The organism is Pantoea sp. SM3640 (assembly GCF_015654165.1).
Classification (GTDB): domain Bacteria; phylum Pseudomonadota; class Gammaproteobacteria; order Enterobacterales; family Enterobacteriaceae; genus Pantoea; species Pantoea vagans.
This window is the reverse complement of the sequence record NZ_CP064872.1, coordinates 1,887,162-1,911,542: the sequence shown is the minus strand read 5'-3', so window position 1 is coordinate 1,911,542 and position 24,381 is coordinate 1,887,162. Positions and strand designations below refer to the sequence as shown.

22 protein-coding genes are annotated in these 24,381 nt (G+C 53.7%); 13 read left to right on the top strand and 9 right to left on the bottom strand.

The genetic code is table 11. The features are described 5' to 3' along the window. Positions 1-304: 304 nt before the first annotated feature. Positions 305-937 (top strand): DapH/DapD/GlmU-related protein, encoded by a 633-nt coding sequence (locus tag IV493_RS08805; protein ID WP_095707211.1) that lies wholly within the window; start codon positions 305-307, stop codon positions 935-937. An 11-nt stretch (positions 938-948) separates the two neighbouring features. On the opposite strand, the gene IV493_RS08800 is transcribed toward IV493_RS08805, so the two are convergent. Beyond that, positions 949-1,833, bottom strand: a complete 885-nt coding sequence (locus tag IV493_RS08800; protein ID WP_013357851.1) for an EamA family transporter — start codon at positions 1,831-1,833, stop codon at positions 949-951. Then, on the bottom strand, positions 1,830-2,978 hold the full coding sequence (locus IV493_RS08795; RefSeq protein WP_230300006.1) for an MFS transporter: 1,149 nt from the start codon (positions 2,976-2,978) through the stop codon (positions 1,830-1,832). Before IV493_RS08795 ends, IV493_RS08800 begins: the two co-directional genes overlap by 4 nt. Positions 2,979-3,167: 189 nt before the next feature. Here IV493_RS08795 and IV493_RS08790 point away from each other — a divergent pair, with 189 nt between their 5' ends. Then, positions 3,168-3,623 (top strand): helix-turn-helix domain-containing protein, encoded by a 456-nt coding sequence (locus tag IV493_RS08790; RefSeq protein WP_013357853.1) that lies wholly within the window; start codon positions 3,168-3,170, stop codon positions 3,621-3,623. 236 nt (positions 3,624-3,859) lie between these two features. Beyond that, the gene (locus IV493_RS08785) at positions 3,860-5,290 is read left to right on the top strand and encodes a cytosine permease (protein WP_013357854.1); all 1,431 of its coding nucleotides are present in this window, start codon (positions 3,860-3,862) and stop codon (positions 5,288-5,290) included. Between the two features lie 111 nt (positions 5,291-5,401). Here the strand turns inward: IV493_RS08785 and IV493_RS08780 are convergent, their stop codons facing one another. Beyond that, on the bottom strand, positions 5,402-6,724 hold the full coding sequence (locus IV493_RS08780) for an MFS transporter (RefSeq protein WP_195858100.1): 1,323 nt from the start codon (positions 6,722-6,724) through the stop codon (positions 5,402-5,404). A 190-nt stretch (positions 6,725-6,914) separates the two neighbouring features. Further along, positions 6,915-7,919 (bottom strand): GT-D fold domain-containing glycosyltransferase, encoded by a 1,005-nt coding sequence (locus tag IV493_RS08775; protein WP_195858099.1) that lies wholly within the window; start codon positions 7,917-7,919, stop codon positions 6,915-6,917. Between the two features lie 665 nt (positions 7,920-8,584). Between IV493_RS08775 and IV493_RS08770 the strand changes: the two genes are divergently transcribed. Then, complete coding sequence (locus IV493_RS08770) at positions 8,585-10,942, top strand: membrane-bound PQQ-dependent dehydrogenase, glucose/quinate/shikimate family (RefSeq protein WP_195858098.1); 2,358 nt, start codon at positions 8,585-8,587, stop codon at positions 10,940-10,942. Between the two features lie 255 nt (positions 10,943-11,197). Here IV493_RS08770 and IV493_RS08765 read toward each other — a convergent pair whose 3' ends face one another. Beyond that, the gene (locus IV493_RS08765) at positions 11,198-12,229 is read right to left on the bottom strand and encodes an NADP-dependent oxidoreductase (protein WP_033783094.1); all 1,032 of its coding nucleotides are present in this window, start codon (positions 12,227-12,229) and stop codon (positions 11,198-11,200) included. Between the two features lie 231 nt (positions 12,230-12,460). Between IV493_RS08765 and IV493_RS08760 the strand changes: the two genes are divergently transcribed. Continuing rightward, positions 12,461-12,859: a VOC family protein gene (locus IV493_RS08760; protein WP_195858097.1), complete on the top strand. Its 399-nt coding sequence runs from the start codon at positions 12,461-12,463 to the stop codon at positions 12,857-12,859. Next, complete coding sequence (locus tag IV493_RS08755; RefSeq protein ID WP_230299998.1) at positions 12,841-13,509, top strand: glutamate racemase; 669 nt, start codon at positions 12,841-12,843, stop codon at positions 13,507-13,509. Before IV493_RS08760 ends, IV493_RS08755 begins: the two co-directional genes overlap by 19 nt. On the opposite strand, the gene IV493_RS08750 is transcribed toward IV493_RS08755, so the two are convergent. Next, positions 13,502-14,251 carry a DeoR/GlpR family DNA-binding transcription regulator gene (locus IV493_RS08750; RefSeq protein WP_195858096.1) on the bottom strand — a complete coding sequence of 250 codons (750 nt, stop codon included), beginning with the start codon at positions 14,249-14,251 and terminating at the stop codon, positions 13,502-13,504. The genes IV493_RS08755 and IV493_RS08750 overlap by 8 nt on opposite strands. An 83-nt stretch (positions 14,252-14,334) precedes the next feature. Here IV493_RS08750 and IV493_RS08745 point away from each other — a divergent pair, with 83 nt between their 5' ends. Then, on the top strand, positions 14,335-14,919 hold the full coding sequence (locus IV493_RS08745; RefSeq protein WP_033783097.1) for an NUDIX domain-containing protein: 585 nt from the start codon (positions 14,335-14,337) through the stop codon (positions 14,917-14,919). A gap of 42 nt (positions 14,920-14,961) precedes the next feature. Here the strand turns inward: IV493_RS08745 and IV493_RS08740 are convergent, their stop codons facing one another. Next, complete coding sequence (locus tag IV493_RS08740; RefSeq protein ID WP_195858095.1) at positions 14,962-16,062, bottom strand: NADH:flavin oxidoreductase/NADH oxidase; 1,101 nt, start codon at positions 16,060-16,062, stop codon at positions 14,962-14,964. A 180-nt stretch (positions 16,063-16,242) separates the two neighbouring features. Beyond that, the gene (locus IV493_RS08735; protein WP_195858094.1) at positions 16,243-16,992 is read right to left on the bottom strand and encodes an SDR family oxidoreductase; all 750 of its coding nucleotides are present in this window, start codon (positions 16,990-16,992) and stop codon (positions 16,243-16,245) included. Between the two features lie 152 nt (positions 16,993-17,144). Here IV493_RS08735 and IV493_RS08730 point away from each other — a divergent pair, with 152 nt between their 5' ends. Next, entirely contained in the window at positions 17,145-18,068 is a 924-nt protein-coding gene (locus tag IV493_RS08730) for a LysR family transcriptional regulator (RefSeq protein WP_195858093.1), read from the top strand. Between the two features lie 14 nt (positions 18,069-18,082). Here the strand turns inward: IV493_RS08730 and uraH are convergent, their stop codons facing one another. Then, a complete protein-coding gene (gene uraH / locus IV493_RS08725; protein WP_195858092.1) occupies positions 18,083-18,505 on the bottom strand; it encodes a hydroxyisourate hydrolase in 423 nt (140 codons plus the stop codon). Between the two features lie 365 nt (positions 18,506-18,870). Here uraH and IV493_RS08720 point away from each other — a divergent pair, with 365 nt between their 5' ends. The 5 genes from IV493_RS08720 (at position 18,871) to IV493_RS08700 (ending at position 24,344) form a co-directional block, all read left to right on the top strand. Beyond that, on the top strand, positions 18,871-20,064 hold the full coding sequence (locus tag IV493_RS08720; protein WP_230299997.1) for a thioredoxin domain-containing protein: 1,194 nt from the start codon (positions 18,871-18,873) through the stop codon (positions 20,062-20,064). Positions 20,065-20,366: 302 nt separating this feature from the next. After that, entirely contained in the window at positions 20,367-20,882 is a 516-nt protein-coding gene (locus tag IV493_RS08715) for an O-acetyl-ADP-ribose deacetylase (RefSeq protein ID WP_013357869.1), read from the top strand. Positions 20,883-22,359: 1,477 nt separating this feature from the next. Next, positions 22,360-22,974: a LuxR family transcriptional regulator gene (locus IV493_RS18560; RefSeq protein WP_230299996.1), complete on the top strand. Its 615-nt coding sequence runs from the start codon at positions 22,360-22,362 to the stop codon at positions 22,972-22,974. Between the two features lie 20 nt (positions 22,975-22,994). Further along, positions 22,995-23,540: a fimbrial protein gene (locus IV493_RS08705; RefSeq protein WP_033783104.1), complete on the top strand. Its 546-nt coding sequence runs from the start codon at positions 22,995-22,997 to the stop codon at positions 23,538-23,540. 57 nt (positions 23,541-23,597) lie between these two features. Further along, positions 23,598-24,344, top strand: a complete 747-nt coding sequence (locus IV493_RS08700) for a fimbria/pilus periplasmic chaperone (RefSeq protein ID WP_195858091.1) — start codon at positions 23,598-23,600, stop codon at positions 24,342-24,344. Positions 24,345-24,381: the final 37 nt, after the last annotated feature.

Sequence of the window (24,381 nt, the reverse complement as noted above, 5' to 3'; positions counted from 1 at the left end):
AAAGATGTGCTCAGGCACCCGGCGGGTAGAGTCAAAGCCCTGGTTGCCGAATAGCGCGCTCCTGAAAAAGGAGAAGGAAAGTGATGGAACTGACTAAGCTGATTCTGGATCTTATCCGGGTCATCTTGCAGATCATCGTTGCCCTTATGCAACTGACCGGTCACGCAGGTTAACCGGAACTTGAAACAAGGCGGAGCTAACCACTCCGCCTTTTTTCTGTGTCAATTCTCTGTCATTAAAGGCGGGTAAGGTGGTGCGGCAAAAGCACGCCGCCGGGGTGCTGCTTATCCTGACAGGGAGTAATATGTCCATTGCCGCCGTTATGCCCGCCCGATTAGCCCATACCTGGATTGATGACAGTGTACGCATGCGGGAAACCACCGTAGGTCAGCAGTGCGAGATTCTGGCGCACAGCGTGCTGGAATACAGCGAGCTGGGTGACTTCTCCTATGTGGGTGAGCACTGCTGTCTGGCCGACACCCAGGTGGGACGTTTCTGCGCCATTGCCAATCAGGTGCGGATTGGTGCGCCGAATCATCCGATGGACCGCGCTTCGCAGCATCGCTTTACCTACTGTCCGGAGTATTACCATCCCGACGCGCGGCGCGATCAGGGCTTCTTTGCTGCCCGTCGTGCCGACCGGGTGGTGATAGGCAATGATGTCTGGATCGGGCACGGCGTGATTGTGCTGCCCGGCGTGACTATTGGCGATGGTGCGGTGCTGGCCGCGGGCGCAGTCGTAACCAAAAACGTTGCGCCCTACAGCGTGGTGGGCGGTGTTCCGGCCCGGCCATTGCGGGTCCGGTTTACGCCTGCGATTGCCGCCCGCCTGCAGCGCATTGCCTGGTGGAACTGGCCACTGGAGAAACTGCTCGCGAATCTGCCCGACTTTCAGCACGGCGACATCGACGCGTTCTGCCAGCGGCACGGGGAATAATTATCTCAACGTCAGCCGGTTCGGACGCCGATAAAGCGCACGATCCGCTGCCCATAAAGTCCCACCGCCAGCCCGGTGACGATCAGCATCAGCGCGACGATTTTCTGAGCTGAAACCTTTTCGCCAAATATCGCCACTGAGCCCAGAATGCCGAACACCGGCACCAGCAGCGACAGCGGCGCCACCGTGGAGACCGGATACTGTTTCAGCAGCCAGTTCCACACCCAGTAACCCAGCAGGGTGTTGGGATAGACCTGAAACAGTATCGATAACACCGCTTTCATATCCAGCTGCGTGAACAGCGCATGATAGCCCGTGCTGCCATTGACCAGCCCGTCCAGCAGGAAGAGCGGGATGGGTGCAAAGGCGCTCGACCAGACCAGAAACGCAAACACCTGCCGGGTCGCCGCTTTTTTGTTGATGATGTTAGCAATGCTCCAGGCGATCGCGCCTGCCAGCACCAGCAGCATGCCGGAGAACGTCACCGAGCCATCGGTAATAAAGAAAATGCTCAGCAGACCGGCGCAGGCCAGCAGACATCCGGCGACCTGATAGCGGCTGAGACGCTCTCTGAATACCCAGCCACCCAGCAGCAGGGTGAAAAAGGCGCTGAACTGCAGCAGCAGCGAGGCGATGCCCGCCGACAGCCCGGTTTTAATCCCCAGATTCACCAGTCCCCACAGACCGATTCCGAAGACCAGCCCGTAGCTGATCAGGTAGCGCCACGGCACGTCCGGTTTCCGGATAAAGAACAGCGCGGGCAGGGCGCAGAGCGTAAAGCGGATGCCCGCCAGGATAAAGGGATCGACCGCATGCAGCCCGAGTTTGATAACGGAAAAGTTTACGCCCCAGATGGCGGTGATCAGCACGGCGAGTAGCAGATGCGATAATTTCATGATTGACGTGCTCCATACCAGCAAAGAAAGGCTGAGGCGCTGACGGCTGCCCCGGCATAACAGACAGCCTGCCATCCCCAGTGAGCGTAAAGCTGAGTCGCCACGATGGCCCCCAGCGCACTGCCCAGCGAGTAAAAGCACATGTACGCACCGACCAGACGACTGGCCGCTTCGAGGCGGACAGTGACGAGCAGGCTCTGATTAATCACGTGCACTGTCTGAACAGCAAAATCGAGCAGGATCACCCCGAAAACCAGCAGCAGTAGCGAACTTTGAAGCGCGGCTATCGGCAGCCAGGAGAGGGTCAGCAGCACCAGGGCTAAGCTGGTGGCACGCTGGCCCCATCCCCGGTCAGCCCAGGTGCCTGCTCTGGTGGCCGCCAGCGCACCGGCCAGGCCCGCCAGTCCGAACATCCCGGTCTGAGTGTGTGACAGTGACAGGGCGGTCAGCGGCAGCACCATTGAGGACCAGAGCATACTGAAGGCTGCGAAAATCAGCAGCGCCAGGATGCCACGTTTGCGCAGCTGGGGTTCTGAACGGAATAGCCGCAAAACTGACAGTAACAGCAGCGGGTAAGCGGTGCGCTGCGTCTGGCCGGTTGAGGCGGGCAGCACTTTTACGAGTACCAGCGAGATCAGCAGTAACAGGCAGGCGGCCGTCAGAAAGACCATCCGCCAGCCCGCCAGATCGGCAATCATCCCCGAAATAAAGCGCGCCAGCAGAATGCCGATCACGATGCCGCTGGTCACGCTGCCGACCACCCGCCCGCGCTGTTCTGGCGATGCCAGCATGGCGGCCCAGGCCACCATCAGCTGTGTGACCACCGCCATCAACCCCACCAGCAGCATCGCGCCCAGCAGCGTCATCAGATCGGGCGCGAAAGCCGCGGCGGTTAATGCCAGCACGGAAAGCAGTAGCTGGATAACCACCAGTTTTTTGCGATTCACGCAGTCGCCCAGCGGCACCAGAACGATCAGCCCGATGGCGTAACCGACCTGCGTAGCCGTCACCACTGTGCCAATGGTGCCAGGGGAAACATTCAGGCTGGCGGCTATCGATTCCAGCAATGGCTGCGCCGAGTAAACATTGGCGACCGCCAGCGCAGAGGTCAGTGAGAACAAAAAGATCATCCGGGGCGTAAGCATCAGCGTCGCAGCGGGCGGCAAATCTGATTCAGACGGACAAGTCTTGCCAGTCGTTATGGTCATAACAGCGCCTAAGTGGTTTTTATTTGAAACCGGGTTGCAACATAATTATCAGCAGAGGTTTTTTTTTGCAACTTCTTTTCCGGCTGGCTAAGCTGGCTTCATCAGACAGGCAAAGTGAGAGAAAACATGGCTAAGCAGGAATCCCTGAGAACCAGTGAGTGTCCGGTTGCCAGAACCCTGGAATCAATTGGGGAACGCTGGTGCATGATGATCGTGCGTGAAGCCTTTGATGACGTCCGCCGGTTCAGTGAGTTTCAGCGCAATCTGGGGCTGGCAAAAAATATCCTGGCGTCGCGCCTGAAGCAACTGGTGGAGATGGGGGTATTTGAGATTGCGCCAGTTTCCGATGGCAGCGCCTACAACGAATATGTCCTGACTGAGAGAGGCCGTGCGCTGTTTCCGGTGGTAGTGGCTATGCGCCAGTGGGGCGAGCGCTATCTGTTTGAGAAGGGCGAGACGCACTCGGTGTTGCTGGATAATGCAGAAGGCAAGCCGCTGCCGCGCCTGGAGGTCTGTTCCTCAACGGGGCAAAAACTGGGCCCGGCAGACTGTTATCGCCAGCGGGTAGTCGCGGAAGGCTAATTGTCAGAGAATTTACGCCTCTGCACTCTCTGAATCTGGCAGGCCTGACATTCCACGCGATCCCAATCATCATTGTCAGCCTGTCGATATCATCACATTTTCCAATGACAGGTTGCCTTGTAACTTGTCGATGCGCATGACATTCTCGCTGATTGTATAGACATGTATCTTCAACCATGAATCGGGAACTTCACCTTTTCAGTTAACGCGTCTCTCACTGTTTCAGCGAGGAATCTATGTCGGTCAAAACATCTGCAGCAGACTATTCAGGCGCAGAGAAACAGCGCCTGTCAGAAACCCGTTCCATTGATTACATCCCGTTGCGCGAACGCCATGGCCATCCCTTTAGCCAGTTTACGCTCTGGTTTGGGGGCAACCTGCAGATCACGGCCATTGTCACGGGTGCGCTGGCCGTGGTGCTGGGTGGCGACGTTGTATGGTCGCTCATTGGCTTACTGGTGGGTCAGATTCTGGGTGCAGCGATCATGTCTTTGCATGCGATCCAGGGACCGCGCCTGGGTTTACCGCAGATGATCACCAGCCGTATGCAGTTTGGCGTGTTTGGTGCCGTTATTCCGCTGGTGCTGGTCTGCATGATGTATGTGGGGTTTTCAGCCAGCGGGACAGTGTTAGCGGGACAGGCGCTGGCTAAACTTATCCATGTCAGCAATTCAGCGGGGATGATCCTGTTCAGCATCCTCATCGTGATCATTGCGGTGCTGGGCTATCGTGTCATCCATCAACTGGGGAAAGTGGCGAGCGTTATCGGCGTTTTAGCCTTTGTTTATCTTTTCATCACGCTGTTCTCAGCGCATGATTTATCCGCCGTTTGGCAGAATCAGCACTTTACCGTGGCGAATTTCCTGCTGGCGGTTTCCCTTTCTTCATCATGGCAGATTGCCTTCTGTCCCTACGTCTCGGACTATTCGCGCTATCTGCCGGCTGATGTCTCTGCAAAGAAACTGTTCAGCGCGGTTTTTTTCGGCACCGTGCTTGGCACCCAGGCTTCAATGACGCTGGGGGTGATCGTCGCGGCTATTGCCGGTAGTGCGTTTGCAGGTAATGAGGTGGGTTACATCGTGAGCATGGGCAGCACGGCGACCATGGCGATGGTGATTTATTTCGCGATTTGCTTTGGGAAAATCACCTTTACCACGCTGAATGCGTACGGCAGTTTTATGTCACTGACGACCATCGTGTCTGGCTTTCGGCAGCAAACCACGCTGAGTCGGGGCGCACGCATTCTGTTTGTGGTGCTGATGGTGGCGCTGGCCTGCGTCATTGCTCTGCTCAGTGAACCGGCCTTCCTGAAATCCTTCACCCACTTCCTGCTCTTCCTGCTGGCTTTCTTTGTGCCCTGGAGCGCGATCAGCCTGACCGATTTCTATCTGATCACCAAAGGCAGGGTCGATGTCCCGGCACTGTCTCAGCCGGATGGACGCTATGGACGCTGGAATCTGGCCGGTATCACCGTCTATTTCCTGGGGGTGGTGGTGCAACTGCCGTTTATTGATAATCCGCTGCACCATGGCTCGCTGACCTGGATTTTTGCCGGCAATGATGTCTCGTGGATCATCGGCTGGTTTGCGACGGCGCTGTTATGGCTATTCGCCAGCCGCTGGGATCGTCGTGGCAGACCTGAACAGTCAATCTATACCGCTATGTGAAAAGGTAAAAGCCGCCATGAAAGGCGGCTTTTGTTCCGGGCTGAATGTGTGATCGGCAGGGTGTCAGGCTAAGCCGCAATCCTTCATGGCAGGGAACCTCCCTTCCTGAGATTACGCCGCTGAAACATCTGCCGCGCCAGTCTGCGCTTCGGCCACCAGCGGCTTTTCTGGCTGCAGCAGCGTCATCGCCAGCATGCTACCGAAGGCGATGAATGCAGTGACGGTAAACATCGCGTTGTAACCGTAATATTCCGCCAGCCAGCCGCAGAGCATCGGAGAGATAATTGCCGCCAGGTTGGCTATAGCCAGCGTTATGCCGCTGTAGGTGCCGACCGACGCTTTCGGGGTGACATCAATCACTACCGACCAGTAGACATTATTCACCAGCGCATTCAGCGCATTGCCCAGCGTCATCAGTGCGATAATCCCGGCAGCCGACTGCACGTAGGGGATCGCCATAAAGCAGCAGGCGGTGCCACACAGCGTAACCGCCGCAAACAGATTGCGCGCCAGCCGCAGGTTGCCGAAGCGGGCCAGCAGGGCATCGGCAATACGGCCGCCCAGCAGCACGGTGATGCAGGCGCCACTCCAGGGGATCATCGCCACGTACCACAGCGAGTGCAGGTCATAATGGAAATTATCCTGCAGATACTTCGGCATCCAGGTCACCAGGGTAAAGGTGATGTAGAGAAATGAGAAGTAGCCCAGCGCGTTGCAGACCAGCGTGCGGCTGGTAAAGAAGCGCCACCACGGCAGGGAGACGCTGTCGCCTGCGCTGCGGCGCTGAGCGCGCTGGATCAGTGTGCGTTCAGCGGCATTGGTGTGAGGGCTCTTTTCCGGGCTGTCGCTGAAGGTGCGGGCAAACAGCGCCATCGCCAGCAGGGAGAACACACCGAGCAGGATAAACATCATGCGCCAGTCATGGGTCAGCAGCAGCAGGCCAACCGCGATCGGGGCGGTCAGCAGCGCGCCGACCTGGGTTGAGAGCAGGCCGATGCCCAGCGCGAAGCCACGCTCATTGTCGGGTGCCCAGTGGGCAATCGCCTTGTTCATCAGCGCATAGGCCGGGCCTTCAGAAAAACCAAACAGGATGCGCAGGGCCGCAAAGCCCATAATGGCGGAGCCGCCAAACAGCGCCATGCCCAGTTCACCGGCCCAGGCGGTGGCGATCTCCAGCAACGACCAGAGCACACCAGCCAGCAGCCAGACTTTCTTCGTGCCGATCCGGTCGGCAAGGAAGCCGCCACACAGCGAACCAAACAGATAACCGAAGCCAAAGTAACCCAGCACCGCGCCGAGCTGGACTTTGCTGAAGTGGTACTCCGCCGCAATGGCGTTGGCCGCAAATGACAGGGCGCCGCGATCGATGTAGTTGATCAGGGCGATCAGGAACAGCAGTGAAAATATGGTGTAACGGTAACGGCTGGATGTCATCTCACGTCTCCTGATTAAATGTCTCAGGAGAGCCGAAGCAAGATTAATGCCGGAAAAGAGATTCATCCGGCAAAACCCGGGCTGACAGAGGCTGCGGGCTGCTGAGCCTGCGCTTAATGGGTTAAATGATCCCGCTAATTATTCGCCTGCGCATCAATGCGGTGCAGTCATTGCCTGTCGGTGGTGAACCTCAGGCTGCGTTATGATGGGTGCTGCTGACGTGGGGCAGCGGGATAACCACCACTTCCGTTTCCGCCATGGTTGTATCCTGTGGCGTTTCGCCAACGTGCTGCAAAATCTGCCGCTGATATGTCGCATCAGCGACTGTTGTCTGTTCACTCAGCAGTACGCCCGCTTCATTAACATTTTTTCCTGCCACTTTTACTTTGCTGGTGGCACTGGCCAGCATCCACTCATATTCAATGTCGACATGGCCGCTATCAATACAGCGAATTCCGCGCTGACTTAAATCATACGCCAGCACGGTTGCCGTCGGGCCTAAAGAAATTAAGACCAGGTCAAAGTTGACTGCATTCGCTAATACCGTATCGAAGAGACGATCATAAACGGAAAAAGCATTACGGTTCAGCGTCGTAATGCGTTTAATTTCACTGGCCCCCTCCAGTAAATTATTGCCTAATCCCAGACGTGTGCCACTGCCTTCAACAATTAATACCCGGCGACCCTGGTAGAGCTGTTTAAATTTATCGAATATCGTCCTGGATAATTGTTTGCTTTTATAATCGTGATAAGGGCGGGTAACGGAGGTGTTGCCATACAGGTACTGATGATTCAGCAGAGCATCATAATGTTTAAAGTAAAATGATTTATGGAAGAACCAGAACAGGGCCGATCCATTTTTCATATTGCGGGTGGTGCGAAAAGCATCTGGCAGGCAAATCAGACAGTTCGGGTTGTCCTGAGGCGCCTGCTGCAGCAGCGCCTTGAGCCTTGCCGACAGTTTTGGGTCAAATGGCTGAAAGCCAATGTTTTTATACCAGGTCATCTCCAGTTCGCCGTCGCCGTAACGGGCCAGTGATAATTGCGGTTTACGTAATAGCAGATCGATAGTTTCTTCTATCGACATGACGGAATAACGTTTAACCCGTGCCTGCGCGGCAGGATAGCGAATGGCCGCATTAATAAATTTAAACGGGAAGCGAAACTTACGATAAATAGCGTTAAGTGCGGACATAGTTAGCCTTGGGTTATTGCTGCCAGTGAAAATCCCGCCTGCTGGCCGGATAAATTTTTATAAGAGTGACGATATATATCACAGATAAAAGTCGGGTCGGGCTACGGAATATCTTAAAACGTTTTATTCACCAGAATCCCTTTCATTATTAATCTATTCCTTCCCGAAGGCAGCGCTAAAAAATAATGGCAGAGCAAAGTCAGTTGCCAGAATTAATAATCTGAAAGTCATTGAAACCCCATGAGCGCTGATAACCGGAGGGTTTAAAACAGCTGCGCACTAAGTTTTCTGATTTTAGCATTAAGAGTTATTGCAGTACTGAGTGAATAAACCATTATGCTTATTTGACACTCGTTATCCCTGTCTGGTCACACTTAAGCTGGCGTTCATGAAGCGCGGCCGGTCTGTTAATTATTCGCCTTTGAACAAAAGGTGCGATAACTCACGGCCTATCGTTAATTTTTTGTGATGAATATCGCGTATTTGCCCCTTAGGAAAGTAAATAAATCGGTCTCAGCGCCCCTGCAGTTGACATTATTAATAAATATTTTTAATGGGTTACGCTTATACACGTTTTTACATATTTCTCACGTAAGTTAATATCTCGTTGAATTTATGTTTCCAGCTTAATTTTCTGATGACCGCTAATGACCCGAGGATGGATCATGATAAATAAAATAACCAGTGTAATCATGGTGATATTTGCTATCGCCCTGATTTACATGGGAGGACAACTTCTGCTTGCAGGAGGCAGCGCGTTCTATGCGTTGATGGGGGTAGGCGTTCTGCTCAGCGCGATTCTGCTGATGATGAACAAACGCAGTGTACTGACGCTGTATGCGCTGCTGATGTGGATAACGCTGTTCTGGACGATCTGGGAAGTGGGCTTCGATAAGTGGCAGTGGATCCCGCGCGGCGACCTGTTTGGTGTGCTGGGTGTCTGGCTGGCTCTGCCGTGGGTGGTTCGTCCTCTCTATCAGGGACAGCGTCGCTTCCATCCTTTCCTTGGCGGCTCCGTGGTGCTGATGGTGCTGCTGGTGACTGGCCTCTGCTTCTACGATCCGCTGCCGCAACAGGGCACCATCAATACCCAACGTAACAGTTCCGCGACCGGCGGTGCTGCTGAAGAGTGGAACGCCTATGGCGGGACCACAGATGGCCAGCGCTTCTCGGCACTGAAGCAGATCACTAAAGATAACGTTAAAGATCTGGAAGTGGCCTGGATCTATCACACCGGCGATCTGCGTCAGGGTGATGATGCAACCGAGTACACCTTTGAAGCGACGCCGCTGAAAGCCAACGGCATGCTCTACCTCTGTACGCCGCACAACGAGGTTCATGCTCTTGACCCGGAAACCGGTGCGGTGAAGTGGAAAACAGCGCCGGATAAAAACCGCTCTTATCTGCAGCAGCACCAGACCTGCCGTGGCGTGAGCTACTTCGATGCCGGTCAGCAGGCGGAGCAGCAGACAGGCGCATCCCCGGCTATCTGCCGCAAACGTATCTTCAATGCGACCACCGATGCCCGCCTGCTGGCGCTGGATGCCGACACCGGCAAGCCCTGTGCTGAATTTGGTGACAACGGCGTGGTAAACCTGCGCGCCAACATGGGCGAGGTGCGTCCGCATGCGTTGATGCAGACTGCTGCACCACTGGTGGCAGGCAATCTGGTGATTGTTGGCGGTTCTGTGATGGATAACGGCTTCAACATCGGCAACCCATCGGGTGTCATCCGTGCCTATGATGCCGTTACGGGTCGTCTGGTGTGGAACTTTGATCCGGCTACTCCGGATAACACCGCACCGGTCGCCGCAGGCGCAACCTATCCGCAGGATACCCCGGTCGCCTGGGCTACGCTGAGCGCCGACCTGAAAAACGGCCTGGTCTATGTACCATTTGGTAACGCCTCGCCGGATGAAATCGGCATTGAACGCGATCCTGCCAGCAATACCGAAAAATTCCGTGATGCGCTGGTGGCACTGGACTTGAAAACCGGTGCGTTCAAATGGCGTTATCAGAGTTCGAACCACGACCTGTGGGATCGCGATAACCCGTCACAGCCGTCGCTGGTAGACATCAACTATCAGGGCAAACCGCAACCGGCGGTGATCCTGCCGACCAAAACCGGCAACCTGTTTGTGCTGAACCGCCTGACCGGTGAGCCGGTTTACCCGGTAGAGCAGTTTAAGGTCTCTACCGATGGCATTAAGGGAGAGCAGTACGCGGCGACCCAGCCGGTCTCCAGCCTGAACTTCATTCCGCAGCCGCTGACTGAGAAGTCGATGTGGGGCATTACGCCGTTTGACCAGATGGCCTGCCGCACGACCTTCCGTGAACTGCGTTATGACGGTAACCCGTGGACGCCGCCAACCGAGAAAGGCTCGCTGATCTTCCCGGGCAATATCGGAGTGTTTAACTGGGGTTCCGTGGCGGTTGATCCACAGCGCCAGATGCTGATTGCGGCACCGGTGCGCCTGGCCTACAAGTACAACCTGATCAAGCGCACGCCGGAAACCGAAACTCAGCGTACCTTCACCAAAGATGGCACACCCTACTGGAATGAGAACTTCCACGGTGACTACGCTATCCACATCCAGCAGATGGCATCGGGGCTGGGTATTCCCTGCATCGCGCCACCGTGGGGACGGATGGTGGGTGTGGATCTGACCACCGGCAAAACCGAATGGCTGCGTCGCGTTGGCACCACCAAAAACCTCAAGACCAGCTTCCTGCCTGGCCGTTTCCCGCTCGGTTTCCCGATGGGGATGGTGGCGCACGGCGGACCGCTGCTGACAGCGGGTGACCTGGTGTTCCACGGCGCAACGGCAGATAACTTCTTCCGTGCTTACGACAGCACCACCGGTGAGCTGCTGTGGCAGACGGAACTGAGCGCGGGTGCACAGGCCACGCCATCAACTTTTATGGGCAAAGATGGTAAGCAGTATGTGGTGATTGCCGCAGGCGGCCATGGCTCGCTTGGCACCACGGCGGGCGACAGCGTTGTCGCGTTCCGTCTGAAGTAATTATGACCTGCTGAGCGCCGCCCTGGCGCTCAGCGTTATTACGCGCTCACCAGGCTAACTTTCGTGCGATATCACGTCTTCACTTTTTTCCTTCTGAATACATTTACTGCTAAACGTCGTCAGTGACAGGTGTGCCTGATTTGCTGGAGAGTCTTTGGGTTACGCGCGGGCCTGAGGCCAGAGAGGTCATACTGCGGGGATAGGGATACTGCATTCAATGCAGCGTGCCACGTCAGTGACGTGGCACGCTAACCATTATGCGCCGACGTTCACCACGGTTTTACCGAAGTTTTTGCCATTCAGCATATCGATAAACGCCTGTGGTGCGTTCTCTAACCCTTCAATCATGTGCTCGCGATAGTGGATTTTTTTGCTCTCCACCATAGGACGCATCGCCTCCAGGAACTCTGGATAACGGTCACCGTAATCCTGGAAGATGATAAAGCCCTGCATACGGATACGGCGCTTCAGAATGCCCGCCATGATCAGTGAGGTTCTGTCCGGGCCTTCAGGCAGTTCACGCTGGCTGTAAGCGGAGACCAGGCCACAGACCGGTACACGCGCGGCAGTGTTAAGCAGCGGGAATACCGCATCAAACACTTTGCCACCCACATTTTCGAAATAGATATCGATGCCATCCGGGCAGGCGTTTTTCAGCTGCTCTTCAAAGTCGGCACTGTGGTGATCGAGGCAGGCATCAAAGCCCAGCGTATCGACCGCGTAACGGCATTTCTCTTCTCCGCCCGCGACACCGACGACACGACAGCCTTTCTGCTTACCTAACTGACCCACTGTTGCGCCTACCGGACCGGTTGCCGCGGCGACGACCAGGGTTTCACCCGCTTTCGGCTGACCGATATCCATCAGGCCCATATAGGCGGTAAAGCCTGGCATTCCGAGAATGCCCAGCGCCCATGACGGATGCGGCAGATCGTTGCCCAGCTTCGCAATTTCTTTGCCATCGGAGACGGCATATTCCTGCCAGCCACTCTGTGCCAGCACCCAGTCACCGGTTTTAAAGTTGCTGTTTTTCGATTCGACGACCTGACAGACAGTGCCACCGACCATTGGCTGATCCAGCTCTGCCGGCGCGGCGTAAGATTTACCGTCGTCCATCCGGCCACGCATGTAGGGATCGAGTGAGAGGTAGATAGTCTTCAGCAGCACTTCGCCTTCTTTGATTTCCGGGATGGGCTGCGCCACATGGCGGAAATTCTCTTTGGTCGGCTCACCGTGAGGGCGTGAAGCCAGTAACCAGGCATGGTTCTGGGTTGCTTGTTCAGTCATATTGTCTTCCTTTTATAGCCGGGCGATGCACTGGGCATTGCCATATGAATACCGGGAAAGTGTAGATGACTGCGGCGGGAATGCATTTAGCGCTGTGAGCGATAAGCGGATTTTGCGTCATTTGCAAATACGGTCGTTTGATGGAACTGCCCGGGCGGTTGTTAGCATCCAGGATCACAGGAAGCGCTGAAGAGTGTGATAAATACCAGTGAACTGAACAGGGAGAGAACCATGACTACTCAGCATTTGCGTATTGCCCGACCTGTGACTGATCTGAAACAAAGCAGTCAGATCTATTGCCACGGGCTGGGGTTGCAGGAAATCGGTGAGTTTACCGATCATCAGGGTTTTAGTGGTGTGATGCTGGGCGCGGAGGGATTGGGCTGGCATCTCGAATTCACACTCTGTCATACCCATCCCGTCCGGCCAGCGCCAACGGAAGACGATCTGCTGGTGCTTTACATTCCCCACCAGCGAGACTGGCTGTTTCGTTGTACTTCTATGGATGACGCAGGCTTCCAGCGGGTGTCATCCTTTAATCCTTACTGGGATCAGCAGGGCGTGACATTTATCGACAAGGATGGTTATCGTGTCGTTATCCAGCATGGCTTGTGGCAACCCACACGCTGACCCTGCACCCATCAGAAAAGGAACTCACCCTGAATATTCTTTGCTTCCACACCGCTGCCAGCAATATCGCGATCTTTGATGATGCCGCCAGCGCACTTACGCGTGACAGCTCGCCGCTAAATCACCTGGTGATGCCTTCGCTGCTGGCCGAGGCGGAACGCAGCGGCGGGATGACGGCGGAGTTACGCTGCCGTATCGCGCAACTGATCAAAGCAATGCTGCCGCAGTTTGATGCCGTACTGATTACCTGTTCCACGCTGGGACCGGTTGCCGATGATTTCTCCGTGCAGGATCGGGTCATGCGCACCGACGGCATGTTAGCGGCGGCATTGCGGCGTCATACGGGGCCGAGGGTGGCGCTCTGTGCGGCAGAATCAACGCTGGCGGCGACGCGGGCGCTTTTCTGCCAGCCCGGCAGCCAGACAGAGGTTGCGCTGGTGGAGGACGCATGGGCGGCGTTTAAAGCGGGGGAGACAACACGCTATTTTGCCCTGATCGCGGCAGCCGCAGAGCAGGCGTATCAGCAGGGCGCCGTTGCGGTGGCCCTGGCGCAAAGCTCAATGACGCCGGTTGCCCAAAAGTTTCCCGCGCCCCGACGACCACTGACCGGCCCGCATCTGGCTTTGCAGGCCTGCTACGATCTCAGATGATTGTCACGTTATGCTGGCTCAGCGCCTGTTGCAGCGCGTCGTCCGGCTGCGTTTCTACAACCAGCGTGCTGGCCAGCGACAAGTCGCCAATGGCAAAGGCTGAGGCGGAATTCAGCTTTTCGGCTGACGCCAGCACTACGGTTTCTGCTGCACGTCCTGCCAGCGCACGCTTCACCGTCGCCTCTTCGAAATTGCCGGTAGTCAGTCCGGCAGCCGGATGCACACCGGTAACGCCCATAAAAAAGAGATCGGCATTAATGCGATTGATCGACTCCAGCATCGCCGCGCCCACGGTCACCACTGAATGCTTATAGAGCTGTCCGCCAACCAGTATGATCTCCACCAGTGGATGATCGGCTAATGCCAGCGCCACGCTGGGACTGTGGGTGACGGCGGTAAAGCTCAGCGTTGCAGGTAACTGTCGCACCAGTTCCGCGCTGGTGGTCCCGCCATCAATCAGTACGATCTGTCCCGGCTGGATCAGCGAAACCGCCTTTTGGGCAATGATCTGCTTTGACGCAGCCTGCACGCTTTTGCGTGTTTCAAAGTTGCCCAGCGCAGCGGAAACCGGCAGCGCACCGCCATGCACCCGCTGCAATAAACCTTCCGCTGCCAGCTCACGCAGGTCACGGCGGATAGAGTCCTCAGAGAGGTTGAAGCGCTGGCTGAGGTCGCGCGACTGCACCTGTTTTTCCTGAGCGAGCAGGGCAAGGATTTTCTGTTTACGCTGGCTGGATAGCATCTCTTTCCTTTGCGTGTTTTTTCTTGAATGTGCACGATTTTGCATGATAGCGTGTGGGCTGTCTACTTATCCTGGAGAGCACCATGCAGCAGAACCAATCCCGTGTGCGCATCATCAGTGAGCAGTTGCTGTCAGATAACTGGTATACCCTGAAGAAATATACTTTTTCGCTGCTGCGCCGTGATGGCCAGTGGCAGGAGCAGAGCCGTGAAGCGTATGACCGGGGCAACGGCGCAGTCATCCTGCTCTATAACCGCGACAAACGCACGGTAGTGCTGACCCGGCAGTTTCGCTTTCCGGTTTTCCTCAACGGGCATGATGGATTTCTGATTGAAGCGGCCGCGGGCCTGCTGGATAACGCCTCGCCGGAAGCGCGCATTGTTGCTGAAGCGGAAGAGGAGACGGGTTTTCGCGTCAGCCGCGTTGAGAAGGTGTTTGAAGCCTTTATGAGCCCCGGTTCGGTGACGGAAAAGCTTTACTTCTTTATTGCTGAGTATGACGACCAGCAGCGCAGCGGTGAAGGCGGCGGGATAGCGGAAGAGGGTGAGGATATCGAGGTGCTGGAGATCGGTTTCGACCAGGCGTTGCAGGCGATTGACCAGGGTGAGATTGTGGATGCTAAAACCATCATGCTGCTGCAGCATCTGCGACTCAAAGGCATTTTATAAGAAAGCGGGCAGAGCGCCGTCTATGCGTTCTGCCCGTAAAGCTTACTGATCCTGCGTCAGAATGCCTTTAACATCGTGCGGTTCAGAACGCAGATACTGCGGCGGAACCTGAACTTTACCATCCAGTGCCGCAGCAGCGTGCCACGGCCAGCGCGGATCGTAGAGAATGCCGCGAGCAAGCGCCACGAGGTCAGCTTCGCCCTGTTGCAGTAGATCTTCTGCCTGCTGCGGTTCCGTGATTAATCCGACTGCGATGACCGGAATTGATACCTCATCACGAATATCGCGGGCAAACGGCACCTGATAGTTTGGCCCGACGCTGATTTTCTGATCTTCCGACAGACCCCCACTTGAGACGTGGATATAAGCGCAGTTCAGCGCTTCCAGTTCACGTGAGAAAGCGATCGACTGCTTAATTTCCCAGCCGCCTTCGACCCAGTCCGTAGCGGAAATGCGCACGCCTACCGGCACGGACGCGGGTACGGCTTCACGGACGGCTTTGAACACCTCCAGCGGGAAGCGCATACGGTTTTCCAGCGAACCGCCATATTCGTCGCTACGCTGATTCGACAGCGGCGACAGGAACTGATGCAGCAGATAGCCGTGTGCGGCATGGACTTCGATCAGCTCGATGCCCAGGCGTACCGCGCGATGGGCGCTGTCGACAAAGGCTTGTTTTACCCGCTGCAGATCGTCAATGCTCATAGCCAGCGGTTTCACTTCACCCTCGCTGTAGCTCACAGCTGACGGCGCCACGGTCTGCCAGCCGCCGGCATCCGGCGCAATCTGCTTACCGCCTTCCCAGGGCACGGCGCACGACGCTTTGCGGCCCGCATGGCCCAGCTGAATACCCACCGGAATAGAGGAGTAGCGGCGCACATCTTCCAGCACCGTTTTCAGCGCGGCTTCATTATCATCATTCCATAAGCCCAAATCGCCGGGGGAGATGCGACCAATGTCCTCGACGGCAGTGGCTTCGATAATCATCAGACCCGCGCCGGAAAAAGAGAGCTGACCAAGATGGATCCGGTGCCAGGCGGTGGCATTGCCCGCATCAGCGGAGTACTGGCACATCGGCGCAATCACAATGCGGTTATCCAGCGTAAGTTCGCCCAGTGAGACAGAAGAAAAAAGTTGGCTCATGTTATCTCCATGGTGTTATGACGGACGTGACAGGCAATAACTATAGCGGGGGATTGGCCGGGCGGGATGATTGCAACGTGACTTTTTATGACTGCGGCTGGGCTTAGCTGAGTACACCGCTGCGCTTAGCCAGTGGGATGCAGACCCCGCTGCCGTCGCAACAGGGTCTGTTATCAGCACTCAGACCTGCGCCATTCCGCCATCGACAAACAGCTCTGTCGCATTGATAAAGCTGGCGGCATCTGACGCGAGAAAAGCAACGGTTCTGGCCACTTCCTGCGGTTCTCCTAGTCGGCCAAGCGGTATCTGCGCGGCCAGCGCATCAAACAAACCCTGACGCTGATCTTCACTGACCAGATCGCCCAGCCCCGGCGTGCGGATCGGACCGGGACTGACGACATTAACCCGGATGCCGCGATCTTTCAGATCCAGCGCCCACGAACGGGCAAAGTTGCGCACCGCCGCTTTACTGGCACTGTAGACGCTAAAGGCCGCTGTACCCTGCGAAGCAGCGGTTGATCCGGTCAGAATGACTGACGCGCCATCAACCAGCAGAGGCAGGGCTTTCTGCACAGTAAAGAGTACGCCGCGCACGTTGGTGCCAAAGATCCGATCAACGTGCTCTTCAGTAATCGCGCCCAGCGGCAGCATGTCGCCGCCTCCGGCGTTGGCAAACAGAATATCCAGCCGTCCGGCCTGCGCCGCAATGCGGGAGTAAACGTTGTCGAGATCGTGCAATTGAGAGGCATCGGCCCGGATACCGCTGACGGTTCCGCCGATTTCAGCGACCGCAGCATCCAGTTCCGCCTGACGCCGGCCGGTAATAAACACCTGCGCGCCCTGTGCCGCCAGTTCCCGTGCGGTGGCCAGGCCAATTCCGCTGGTTCCGCCTGTTACCAGCGCAATTTTTCCTGCAAGTGATGCGTTCATTAGCGTTTCTCCGAATGGTGGCATTAACAGATTTATCTCTTCCCGGTCAGCGGGGCTGCCGGACTGATGGCTACTGTAAAAGAGCAGGATTGACGGATAAATCCGCAAAAATGAAAATGACTATCCATGCTGGTGGATAATAGGGGACATAAATGGATCAGCTGCTGGCGATTAAAGCCTTTTCACGGGTAGTGGAAAGCGGCAGTTTTACCCGCGCGGCGGACTCGCTGAACATGCCGAAAGCCACGCTGAGCAAGCTGGTTCAGGAGCTGGAAGCGCATCTCTCCATCAGACTTCTGCAGCGCACGACCCGACGCGTGACCGTTACCCCGGAGGGGCGGGAATACTATGAGAAGGCACTGCGTATCCTGCACGATCTGGAGGATATCGATGCCTGTTTCAATGCGCTGCGCAGTAAGCCGCGCGGGCATTTACGTGTCGATATCGGCGGATCGACCGCGAGGGATATCCTGATCCCGCTGTTGCCTGACTTCTTTGCCCGCTATCCGGACATTACGCTCGACCTTGGCGTCTCCGATCGCCCGGTTAACCTGATTAGCGATAACGTTGACTGTGTAATCCGTGGCGGTCCCCTGGCTGACTCTTCACTGGTCGCCCGACTGATTGGTCACGCCACGCTGATCACCTGCGCGACACCCGCCTATCTGAAAGCGTCTGGCGTGCCTGCCTATCCTGATGAACTGCGTAACGGGCACCGGCTGGTGAGTTATCTTTCACCGCTAACCGGTAAACCCTTTCCACTACGGTTCGAACGGCAGGGAGAGGAAGTTGAGATCACCAGTGCGCATCGCATTGGCGTCAATGAGAGTAACGGGCATCTGGCCGCGGGACTGGCAGGGCTGGGGATTATTCAGACGTTCAGCTATTCGCTGTCATCGATTCTGCGGCGGGGTGAGATGGTGGAGATCCTGCGCGACTGGCGTCCCGCGGGCTATCCGTTTCATCTGGTCTATCCGCAAAACCGGCACGTGACGCAACGGTTACGGGTCTTCATCGACTGGCTGGTGACCCGTTTTCCGGAACGTGTCGCGGGAGAGGTGGAATCCGGCACCTGAGTGCCGGACGGTCATCAGTTGCCGCGATAGGTGGAGTAACCAAACGGGCTCAGCAGTAACGGAATGTGGTAGTGCTCACCGTTCGCTTCCATGTTGAACTCAACCGGGATCTCAGGGAAGAAGGTCTTCTGGTTGCTCTTTTTATAGAAGTCGCCGGTTTTAAATACGACACGGTAGCTGCCTGCGCTGGCCGTTTTGTCCTTCGGGAACAGGGCGCTGATACGACCGTTATTATCGGTGACGCCTGACGCCAGCTTCACCCAGTTATCCTGCTGTTTCTGATCCAGTTCAACTTCAATACCGGCTGTTGGCTGGCCAGTCTGCAGATTAAGAACGTGCACGCTCAGCGGGTTTTTCGCGGCAGCCGGCTGGGCTGCGATAGCGGATGCGCCAGAGGTCATCAGTAATGTAGCAATCAAAGCATATGAAGTTTTCATCAATGTTTCCTTTATTGACTGTTTGAGGTCGGGTGACAGTGCTGAGAGAGTAATGTGCCTGAGGTCAAAGGGATAATTCGTCGAGGGAAATATGAAATTTCTGAGAAAGATGAGTTTAGTTACATCATACAAATGTTCTATTTATCAGTTACTCAACAGTTGTGCGGTTATAGCTAACCAGGAAACGAAGGCACCGGTTTGAATTCACTGTAAATTCAGCAAATAAAGCAGGGCGGCAGCAGGCTCAAATCGGTTTTGTATGACGTAAGTCAATGAGTTACAGAACCCACTAATGAAAATACCCAGCGCGGCGCTGCCGACATCGCCATCACACGTGAGCGATCCCACCTTCAGGACGACAACCAATGAGAATGAATAAACTGGCGCTGGCCATGATGTTACTGGCTGGTGCTACCAGCGTTTCGACGGCAATGGCGGCAGAATCAGCGGCTGCTGATTCCGCTGTGAATACCGTTATCCAGCCTGAAGCGGCCGCATCTACTGTTTCGCAGCCTGATCAGCAGCCTGCCAGTTCTGAAGCGCCAGCCGTTACAGCAACTCATGAGGCATCGCAGCAAGCGGATGATTCTGTGGCAACAACGCCATCCAATCCGGGTTCGGCAGAGCAGCCATCTGTTGCGGCTGTGCCAGAAGCCAGTGCCGCTCCGGTATCGCAGGAAGCTGCGGCTTCTGCGCCGGTTCAGCCACAGCCTGAGATCGATCAGCCTTCACCGGTTGTTAATCCGTCTGCTGAGGCCGCTTCCGTGGCAGAAAAGAGTGAGCCACAGCCAGCAGTAACCGATAGGAATGCCACACAAAAATTCTCGCAGACGCCAGCTGCTGAACCACCGTTTACGCCAGAACAGGAAACGCGTATTGGTGAGCTGGCGAAAGCTTATCTGTTGAAGCATCCTGAATTACTGATTGAAGTGGATCAGAAACTGCAGAAAATACAGTATGATGAGCAGATGCAAGCGATGACCACAGCAGCCATACAGCATCAGGACGAACTGCTGAATAATAACACCGTGCCTGCCATCGGGCCGGAGGGCGCAAAAGTCGCGGTAATAGAATTTTTCGACTATCAATGCAGCGTCTGTGCCCGACAGGCGCCCATCATTCAATCGCTGATGAAAAATAATCCTCAGGTACGCTTTATCTTCAAAGAGTGGCCCATTTTTGGTTATCGCTGGAAACCCTCTTTCCAGGCGGCCGAAACCGGATTACGAATCTGGCAGCAAAAGGGCGGCGATGCCTATATGAAGTACCACAATGCGCTTTTTGCCAGTGGTCATGTCGAGGGCGCGCTGACACAGAAAGATATCACCAAGGCAATGTCTGCAGCCGGTGCCGGTAAGTTAAAAAGCAATGATATGCTCGGCACATTGTCCCGTACGGATATCCTGGCGAAAAATACCGGTTTTCAGGGAACGCCAGCAATGATTGTTATGCCTCTGTCAGGTGCGACTGCAGAGACGGTGACGATTTACCCAGGCGGTGCGATGGAAGAGATGTTGCAGTCGGCGATTAATAAAGCCCTGGGGCAGGCAGGAAAATAAATCGATGTCTACAACAGGGTGCCGGAAGGACGATGATAATCCTTCCGGCTTTTTTTATTTTTTGTCTCATTCTGACTGAGAAAACCTGCGTTTTTTGGCGTCATTGACAGATCGCAGCCAATGCATCCCCTTAAAATCTTTGTGCATCCCCGGATTGCTGACACAAGCGTCTGTATTGGCTCAACCTCGCTTCACCAGATGCAGTCTATATTTGAATACGGCGCAAATTTTCAGTTGTGACAATAAAGAAAGGCTAACTCTGCAGGTTCGGGCATAAAACGAAAGCAAAAACGTGGGATCAGATGAAAAAAATAACTGTAATTCAGGGTGATATCACTAAGGTCTCCGCAGAGGCGATTGTTAATGCAGCCAATTCTTCGTTGCTGGGTGGCGGTGGTGTAGATGGTGCAATCCATCGTGCAGGCGGACCTGTGATTCTGGCGGAGTGTCAGTTAATCCGTAACCGTCAGGGTGGGTGCAAGGTCGGTGATGCCGTAATAACTGGCGCAGGTAATTTGCCTGCGGATTATGTCATCCATACTGTTGGCCCACGCTGGAGCGATGGACGACATGACGAAGATGCACTGTTGAAACGTGCTTACCAGAGCTGTTTTAAACTTGTCGACTATCACGGTATTAAAACGGTCTCGTTTCCAAATATCAGCACAGGGATTTATGGTTTTCCTAAAGAACGTGCCGCGACGATTGCCTTAGATGTCATTAAACATTGCATCGCTGAGAACCGCACACTCGAGAACGTTAACTTAGTCTGTTTCGATGCAGAGAATTACGATCTCTATCTTAAGCTGCTTAACTGATAATTCGCATGCGAAGGTTAGGGGAGGCGTCTTTTCGTCAGGGCATTTAAATCTGCCAGAAGAGATGCAGGCTGAAAGAAGGAATCAAATACATTATTTAACATAATATACATTATGCGCATGATAATTGCGGCCTGAAGTCTGGCGCCATTTCTGTTGATTCTGGCTGTTAGCCACATTGCAGCAAATCTGTCTGAAAGCATCACGACACCCGCCTGAGCATTCAGCGCCACGCTCTCTGGTCCGCGACGATCATAAAGTTTACTGGCTTTCCTCGCTGCACAGTTTCTGCAACAACTTCTCGCGCGCTTCTTATCAGTTCTCTCTGCTGCCTGAGATTTGCAGGCCGACAACAAGTTTTACCTTCTGCAACTGACCGAATGCATTGCTCAGGCTCATTCAGAGACTGCTGTCTGTTCGAACGCCTGATGTATCAGACCGTTATCACCGATTTCATCTGATAAATGCATTTTGCCTTTGTACAATGACGTCGCTACGCAAAAGTTATCGCCATTACCCTTGCTGATGGTCACAGAAATTCTGTAGATGCGTCTCCACATACTCTCGCATTGGCAACGTTAAAAAAATGGCCTTAAACACGCCGATGCACAATCACGCTCTGTTTACTCCGCAGATCGCTACGTAAATCCTGAAACAATCGAAAAAGCCTGTGTAACCTTGCTGCCAGGAAACGACTTTGTGGTCAGTCGCATGCTGACTTATTCAGCACTATCAATGTCACGCAAACAAGAGGCAAAAAGTCCCTGCTCTGCCTGACTGTCAAGCCGGTGCTCACGCTTCATTTCAGTGTGTCAGTAAATAAAAGCGTAAATGTTCACGCGATACAATCCATTGTTTTATACAAAACCTGAATAATGCCCCGCGATCAGAAAATAACTTTATCTCTCTTTTCTTTTAATGACATAGTTAAAAATAGCGATGTATCCGTATGCTAAATAACTGATTTAGATCAATATTTATGCCAGAGGGCTCCATTAACATAATTTTTACCAGGAGTTTTCTTAATTAAAGTGATTTGTTAGCGATTAAATATCAACATCAAATTTTATCAAGCCAGATTAATTTCGCGTCATCGAAAATGAAATAAGGAGGCAGCACAAGAAAAATTAACCCTGTATTTATTTAACAGCACCTGCTTGCAGGCTGCTAAATACAAAAAATGCACTGATCAAAATTCACGCAGATTTAGCTCTGAGTGCGGAATTTTTATTGATCAAAGTGGCCTTATTTGCCAAATATTCCTAATGGACGCAAAAAAGTCCTGGTACCGCAGCGATGCTAAGGGATAGGAATCCTTTTTTGTCCCGAATTTTCAACAAATCTTACGCCCAGACATGGAGGTTACTCCTTAAGAAAAATCCGAATGCACAAAATAGCGGATAATTTTCATCGCCTTGAAATGCGGAGATTTTTATCGATAAAATAATCACAACTCTCGCAACCACACCAGAATATTATGAAAAAGATAACCAGAGAGGAAATTCGCTGCGCCACTTGCAAATATGGCTGTGATCTCGCCCATCGCGCATCAGACATTTATAACCGATGTCCGTTGCAAAAAATTACCACCTGGCCCGGAAGAAATCATTTTTTCTCTTCATCACTGCTGAATATGGTGGCTGGAAAATATGAAAGTATCTTTTGCAGAGGATGCGTCTTCGTTGACTTCTCCAGGGGAAATGTCAGGTATTTTACTAACAGCAACTGGATTGAGTATTTAAAAAACACCGGGTTAATGCTCATTGTCGTCAGCGATCGCTTTATGGAACCGCTTGCGGCGTACTGGCAAAAAGAGGATCTGCGAATACAAACTGTCATTCGTGCAGACCAGTCTCTTGACGAGATAAGTAAACAAATCAATGGCTGCTATTTCGGCCTGAAAGCTGCAATCAGGAAAAGAGTTAATCCACTCAATCAGGATGAAGTTCAGTTTCTTGACCTGGCGGCAAGCGGGCTTTCACTGACGATTATTGCCAGTGAAATGGGTGTTGAAAAGAAGCGCGTTTATAACATCAAAGATGCGATTCGCAGGAAAATGGGCATCAGCCTGAATCAATTGTTTTCCGCATAAAGAAGATAAAGGAGTATTAAATGAAGATGAAAATCAGATCGCGCAGTCTTGCTGTTTTGGTCAGTTCTGCACTGGTGTCGGGAAGCGTATTCGCTGCCTCAGATAACACCATCAATTTTCAGGGCGAAGTCACCGCTGAAACCTGTTCAGTGTCGGTAAACGGTAATAATGCATCCCCTGTCGTTCTGCTACCAACGGTGAGCACGTCGGACCTTGCAACGTCTGGCACGACTGCGGGTGATACCACCTTCACCGTGGGCGTGAGCGGCTGTACCGGTGACAGCACTAAGACGACGAAAATCTCGACGGTATTTGTCGGCAATAATGTCAGTTCTGCCGGTAACTTAACCAATACCGGCACAGCAAAAAATGTTGAAGTACAAATCCTCGATCCAAAGGATGCGGTTATCAATCTGACCAGTGGTTACGCCGGCAGCGGCGATATGACGCTACAGGCGGGTGAAACTTCAGGCTCAGCCACCTACTCTGCCCGCTACTACGCCGCAGGCACACCCACTGCAGGGACGGTAACCGCATCACTGCAATATGCCGTGACTTACCAGTAATATTTTCCGTGCGTATCTGGCAAACCGGATACGCACGCCACGCTTGAAATATTCGATATGGCTTCGCGCATTATGTTGTTTCCATTAAGATTTGTAATTATCATTTTTTTAATCACGTTTATTTCGGATAAAGTCCAGGCGAGCGTCACTATTCTTGGTAGCCGTATAATTTACCCGGGTAACGCGATCTCCGTCGATGTTCAGTTAAAGAACAACGATAGAATTCCTTATGTTATTCAGACCTGGTTTGATAACGGCAATATGGATTCGCAACCAGGCGAAAAAAGTGATGCGCCTTTTATTGTGACACCCCCGGTGTTTCGGATTCAGCCTCTTACCGGTCAGGTTTTAAGAATCAGGTTCATGCCTGAAATCTCATTGCCCCAGGATCGTGAGACAGTCTTCTGGTTTAATTCTTTGCAGATTCCCCCTGCCAATATTCAGGATGAATCAGGCCGTAATAGCATGGTTTTAATGTTACGTAACCGGATGAAGATTTTTTACCGGCCAAAAGGGATTAGTCAGCCGGAGAATATTTTCGAAGGACTAAAGGTGGCAATAAAAAAAGAGGGGGTTGAGATCAATAACATTCGGCCCTGGTATCTTTCGCTTACAGACGTTGCAATAAAAACAGCAGGAAAAGAAATTGTCTGCGATGCTGACATGATTGCCCCTTATTCTAAAAAAACAGTCAGGTGTAAAAGCGCAATTCAGTTTCCATCCAATAACAGCGTGGTTTCTCTTTCAGCGATGAATGACCAGGGAGCAAAAGTCAGTGAAAAGTATCCGATTTCAGCCTGGTAATATTTGCCTCCTTTTTTTACCATTCTGTGCATCATTC

Coding starts and splice junctions, on each gene's coding strand:
- IV493_RS08720 (WP_230299997.1), top strand. CDS start 18,871: ATGAGAATGAATAAACTGGCGCTGGCCATGATGTTACTGGCTGGTGCT.
- uraH (WP_195858092.1), bottom strand. CDS start 18,505: ATGAAAACTTCATATGCTTTGATTGCTACATTACTGATGACCTCTGGC.
- IV493_RS08715 (WP_013357869.1), top strand. CDS start 20,367: ATGAAAAAAATAACTGTAATTCAGGGTGATATCACTAAGGTCTCCGCA.
- IV493_RS18560 (WP_230299996.1), top strand. CDS start 22,360: ATGAAAAAGATAACCAGAGAGGAAATTCGCTGCGCCACTTGCAAATAT.
- IV493_RS08800 (WP_013357851.1), bottom strand. CDS start 1,833: ATGAAATTATCGCATCTGCTACTCGCCGTGCTGATCACCGCCATCTGG.
- IV493_RS08770 (WP_195858098.1), top strand. CDS start 8,585: ATGATAAATAAAATAACCAGTGTAATCATGGTGATATTTGCTATCGCC.
- IV493_RS08740 (WP_195858095.1), bottom strand. CDS start 16,062: ATGAGCCAACTTTTTTCTTCTGTCTCACTGGGCGAACTTACGCTGGAT.
- IV493_RS08700 (WP_195858091.1), top strand. CDS start 23,598: ATGGCTTCGCGCATTATGTTGTTTCCATTAAGATTTGTAATTATCATT.
- IV493_RS08730 (WP_195858093.1), top strand. CDS start 17,145: ATGGATCAGCTGCTGGCGATTAAAGCCTTTTCACGGGTAGTGGAAAGC.
- IV493_RS08765 (WP_033783094.1), bottom strand. CDS start 12,229: ATGACTGAACAAGCAACCCAGAACCATGCCTGGTTACTGGCTTCACGC.
- IV493_RS08790 (WP_013357853.1), top strand. CDS start 3,168: ATGGCTAAGCAGGAATCCCTGAGAACCAGTGAGTGTCCGGTTGCCAGA.
- IV493_RS08735 (WP_195858094.1), bottom strand. CDS start 16,992: ATGAACGCATCACTTGCAGGAAAAATTGCGCTGGTAACAGGCGGAACC.
- IV493_RS08745 (WP_033783097.1), top strand. CDS start 14,335: ATGCAGCAGAACCAATCCCGTGTGCGCATCATCAGTGAGCAGTTGCTG.
- IV493_RS08805 (WP_095707211.1), top strand. CDS start 305: ATGTCCATTGCCGCCGTTATGCCCGCCCGATTAGCCCATACCTGGATT.
- IV493_RS08775 (WP_195858099.1), bottom strand. CDS start 7,919: ATGTCCGCACTTAACGCTATTTATCGTAAGTTTCGCTTCCCGTTTAAA.
- IV493_RS08760 (WP_195858097.1), top strand. CDS start 12,461: ATGACTACTCAGCATTTGCGTATTGCCCGACCTGTGACTGATCTGAAA.
- IV493_RS08750 (WP_195858096.1), bottom strand. CDS start 14,251: ATGCTATCCAGCCAGCGTAAACAGAAAATCCTTGCCCTGCTCGCTCAG.
- IV493_RS08705 (WP_033783104.1), top strand. CDS start 22,995: ATGAAGATGAAAATCAGATCGCGCAGTCTTGCTGTTTTGGTCAGTTCT.
- IV493_RS08780 (WP_195858100.1), bottom strand. CDS start 6,724: ATGACATCCAGCCGTTACCGTTACACCATATTTTCACTGCTGTTCCTG.
- IV493_RS08795 (WP_230300006.1), bottom strand. CDS start 2,978: ATGCTTACGCCCCGGATGATCTTTTTGTTCTCACTGACCTCTGCGCTG.
- IV493_RS08785 (WP_013357854.1), top strand. CDS start 3,860: ATGTCGGTCAAAACATCTGCAGCAGACTATTCAGGCGCAGAGAAACAG.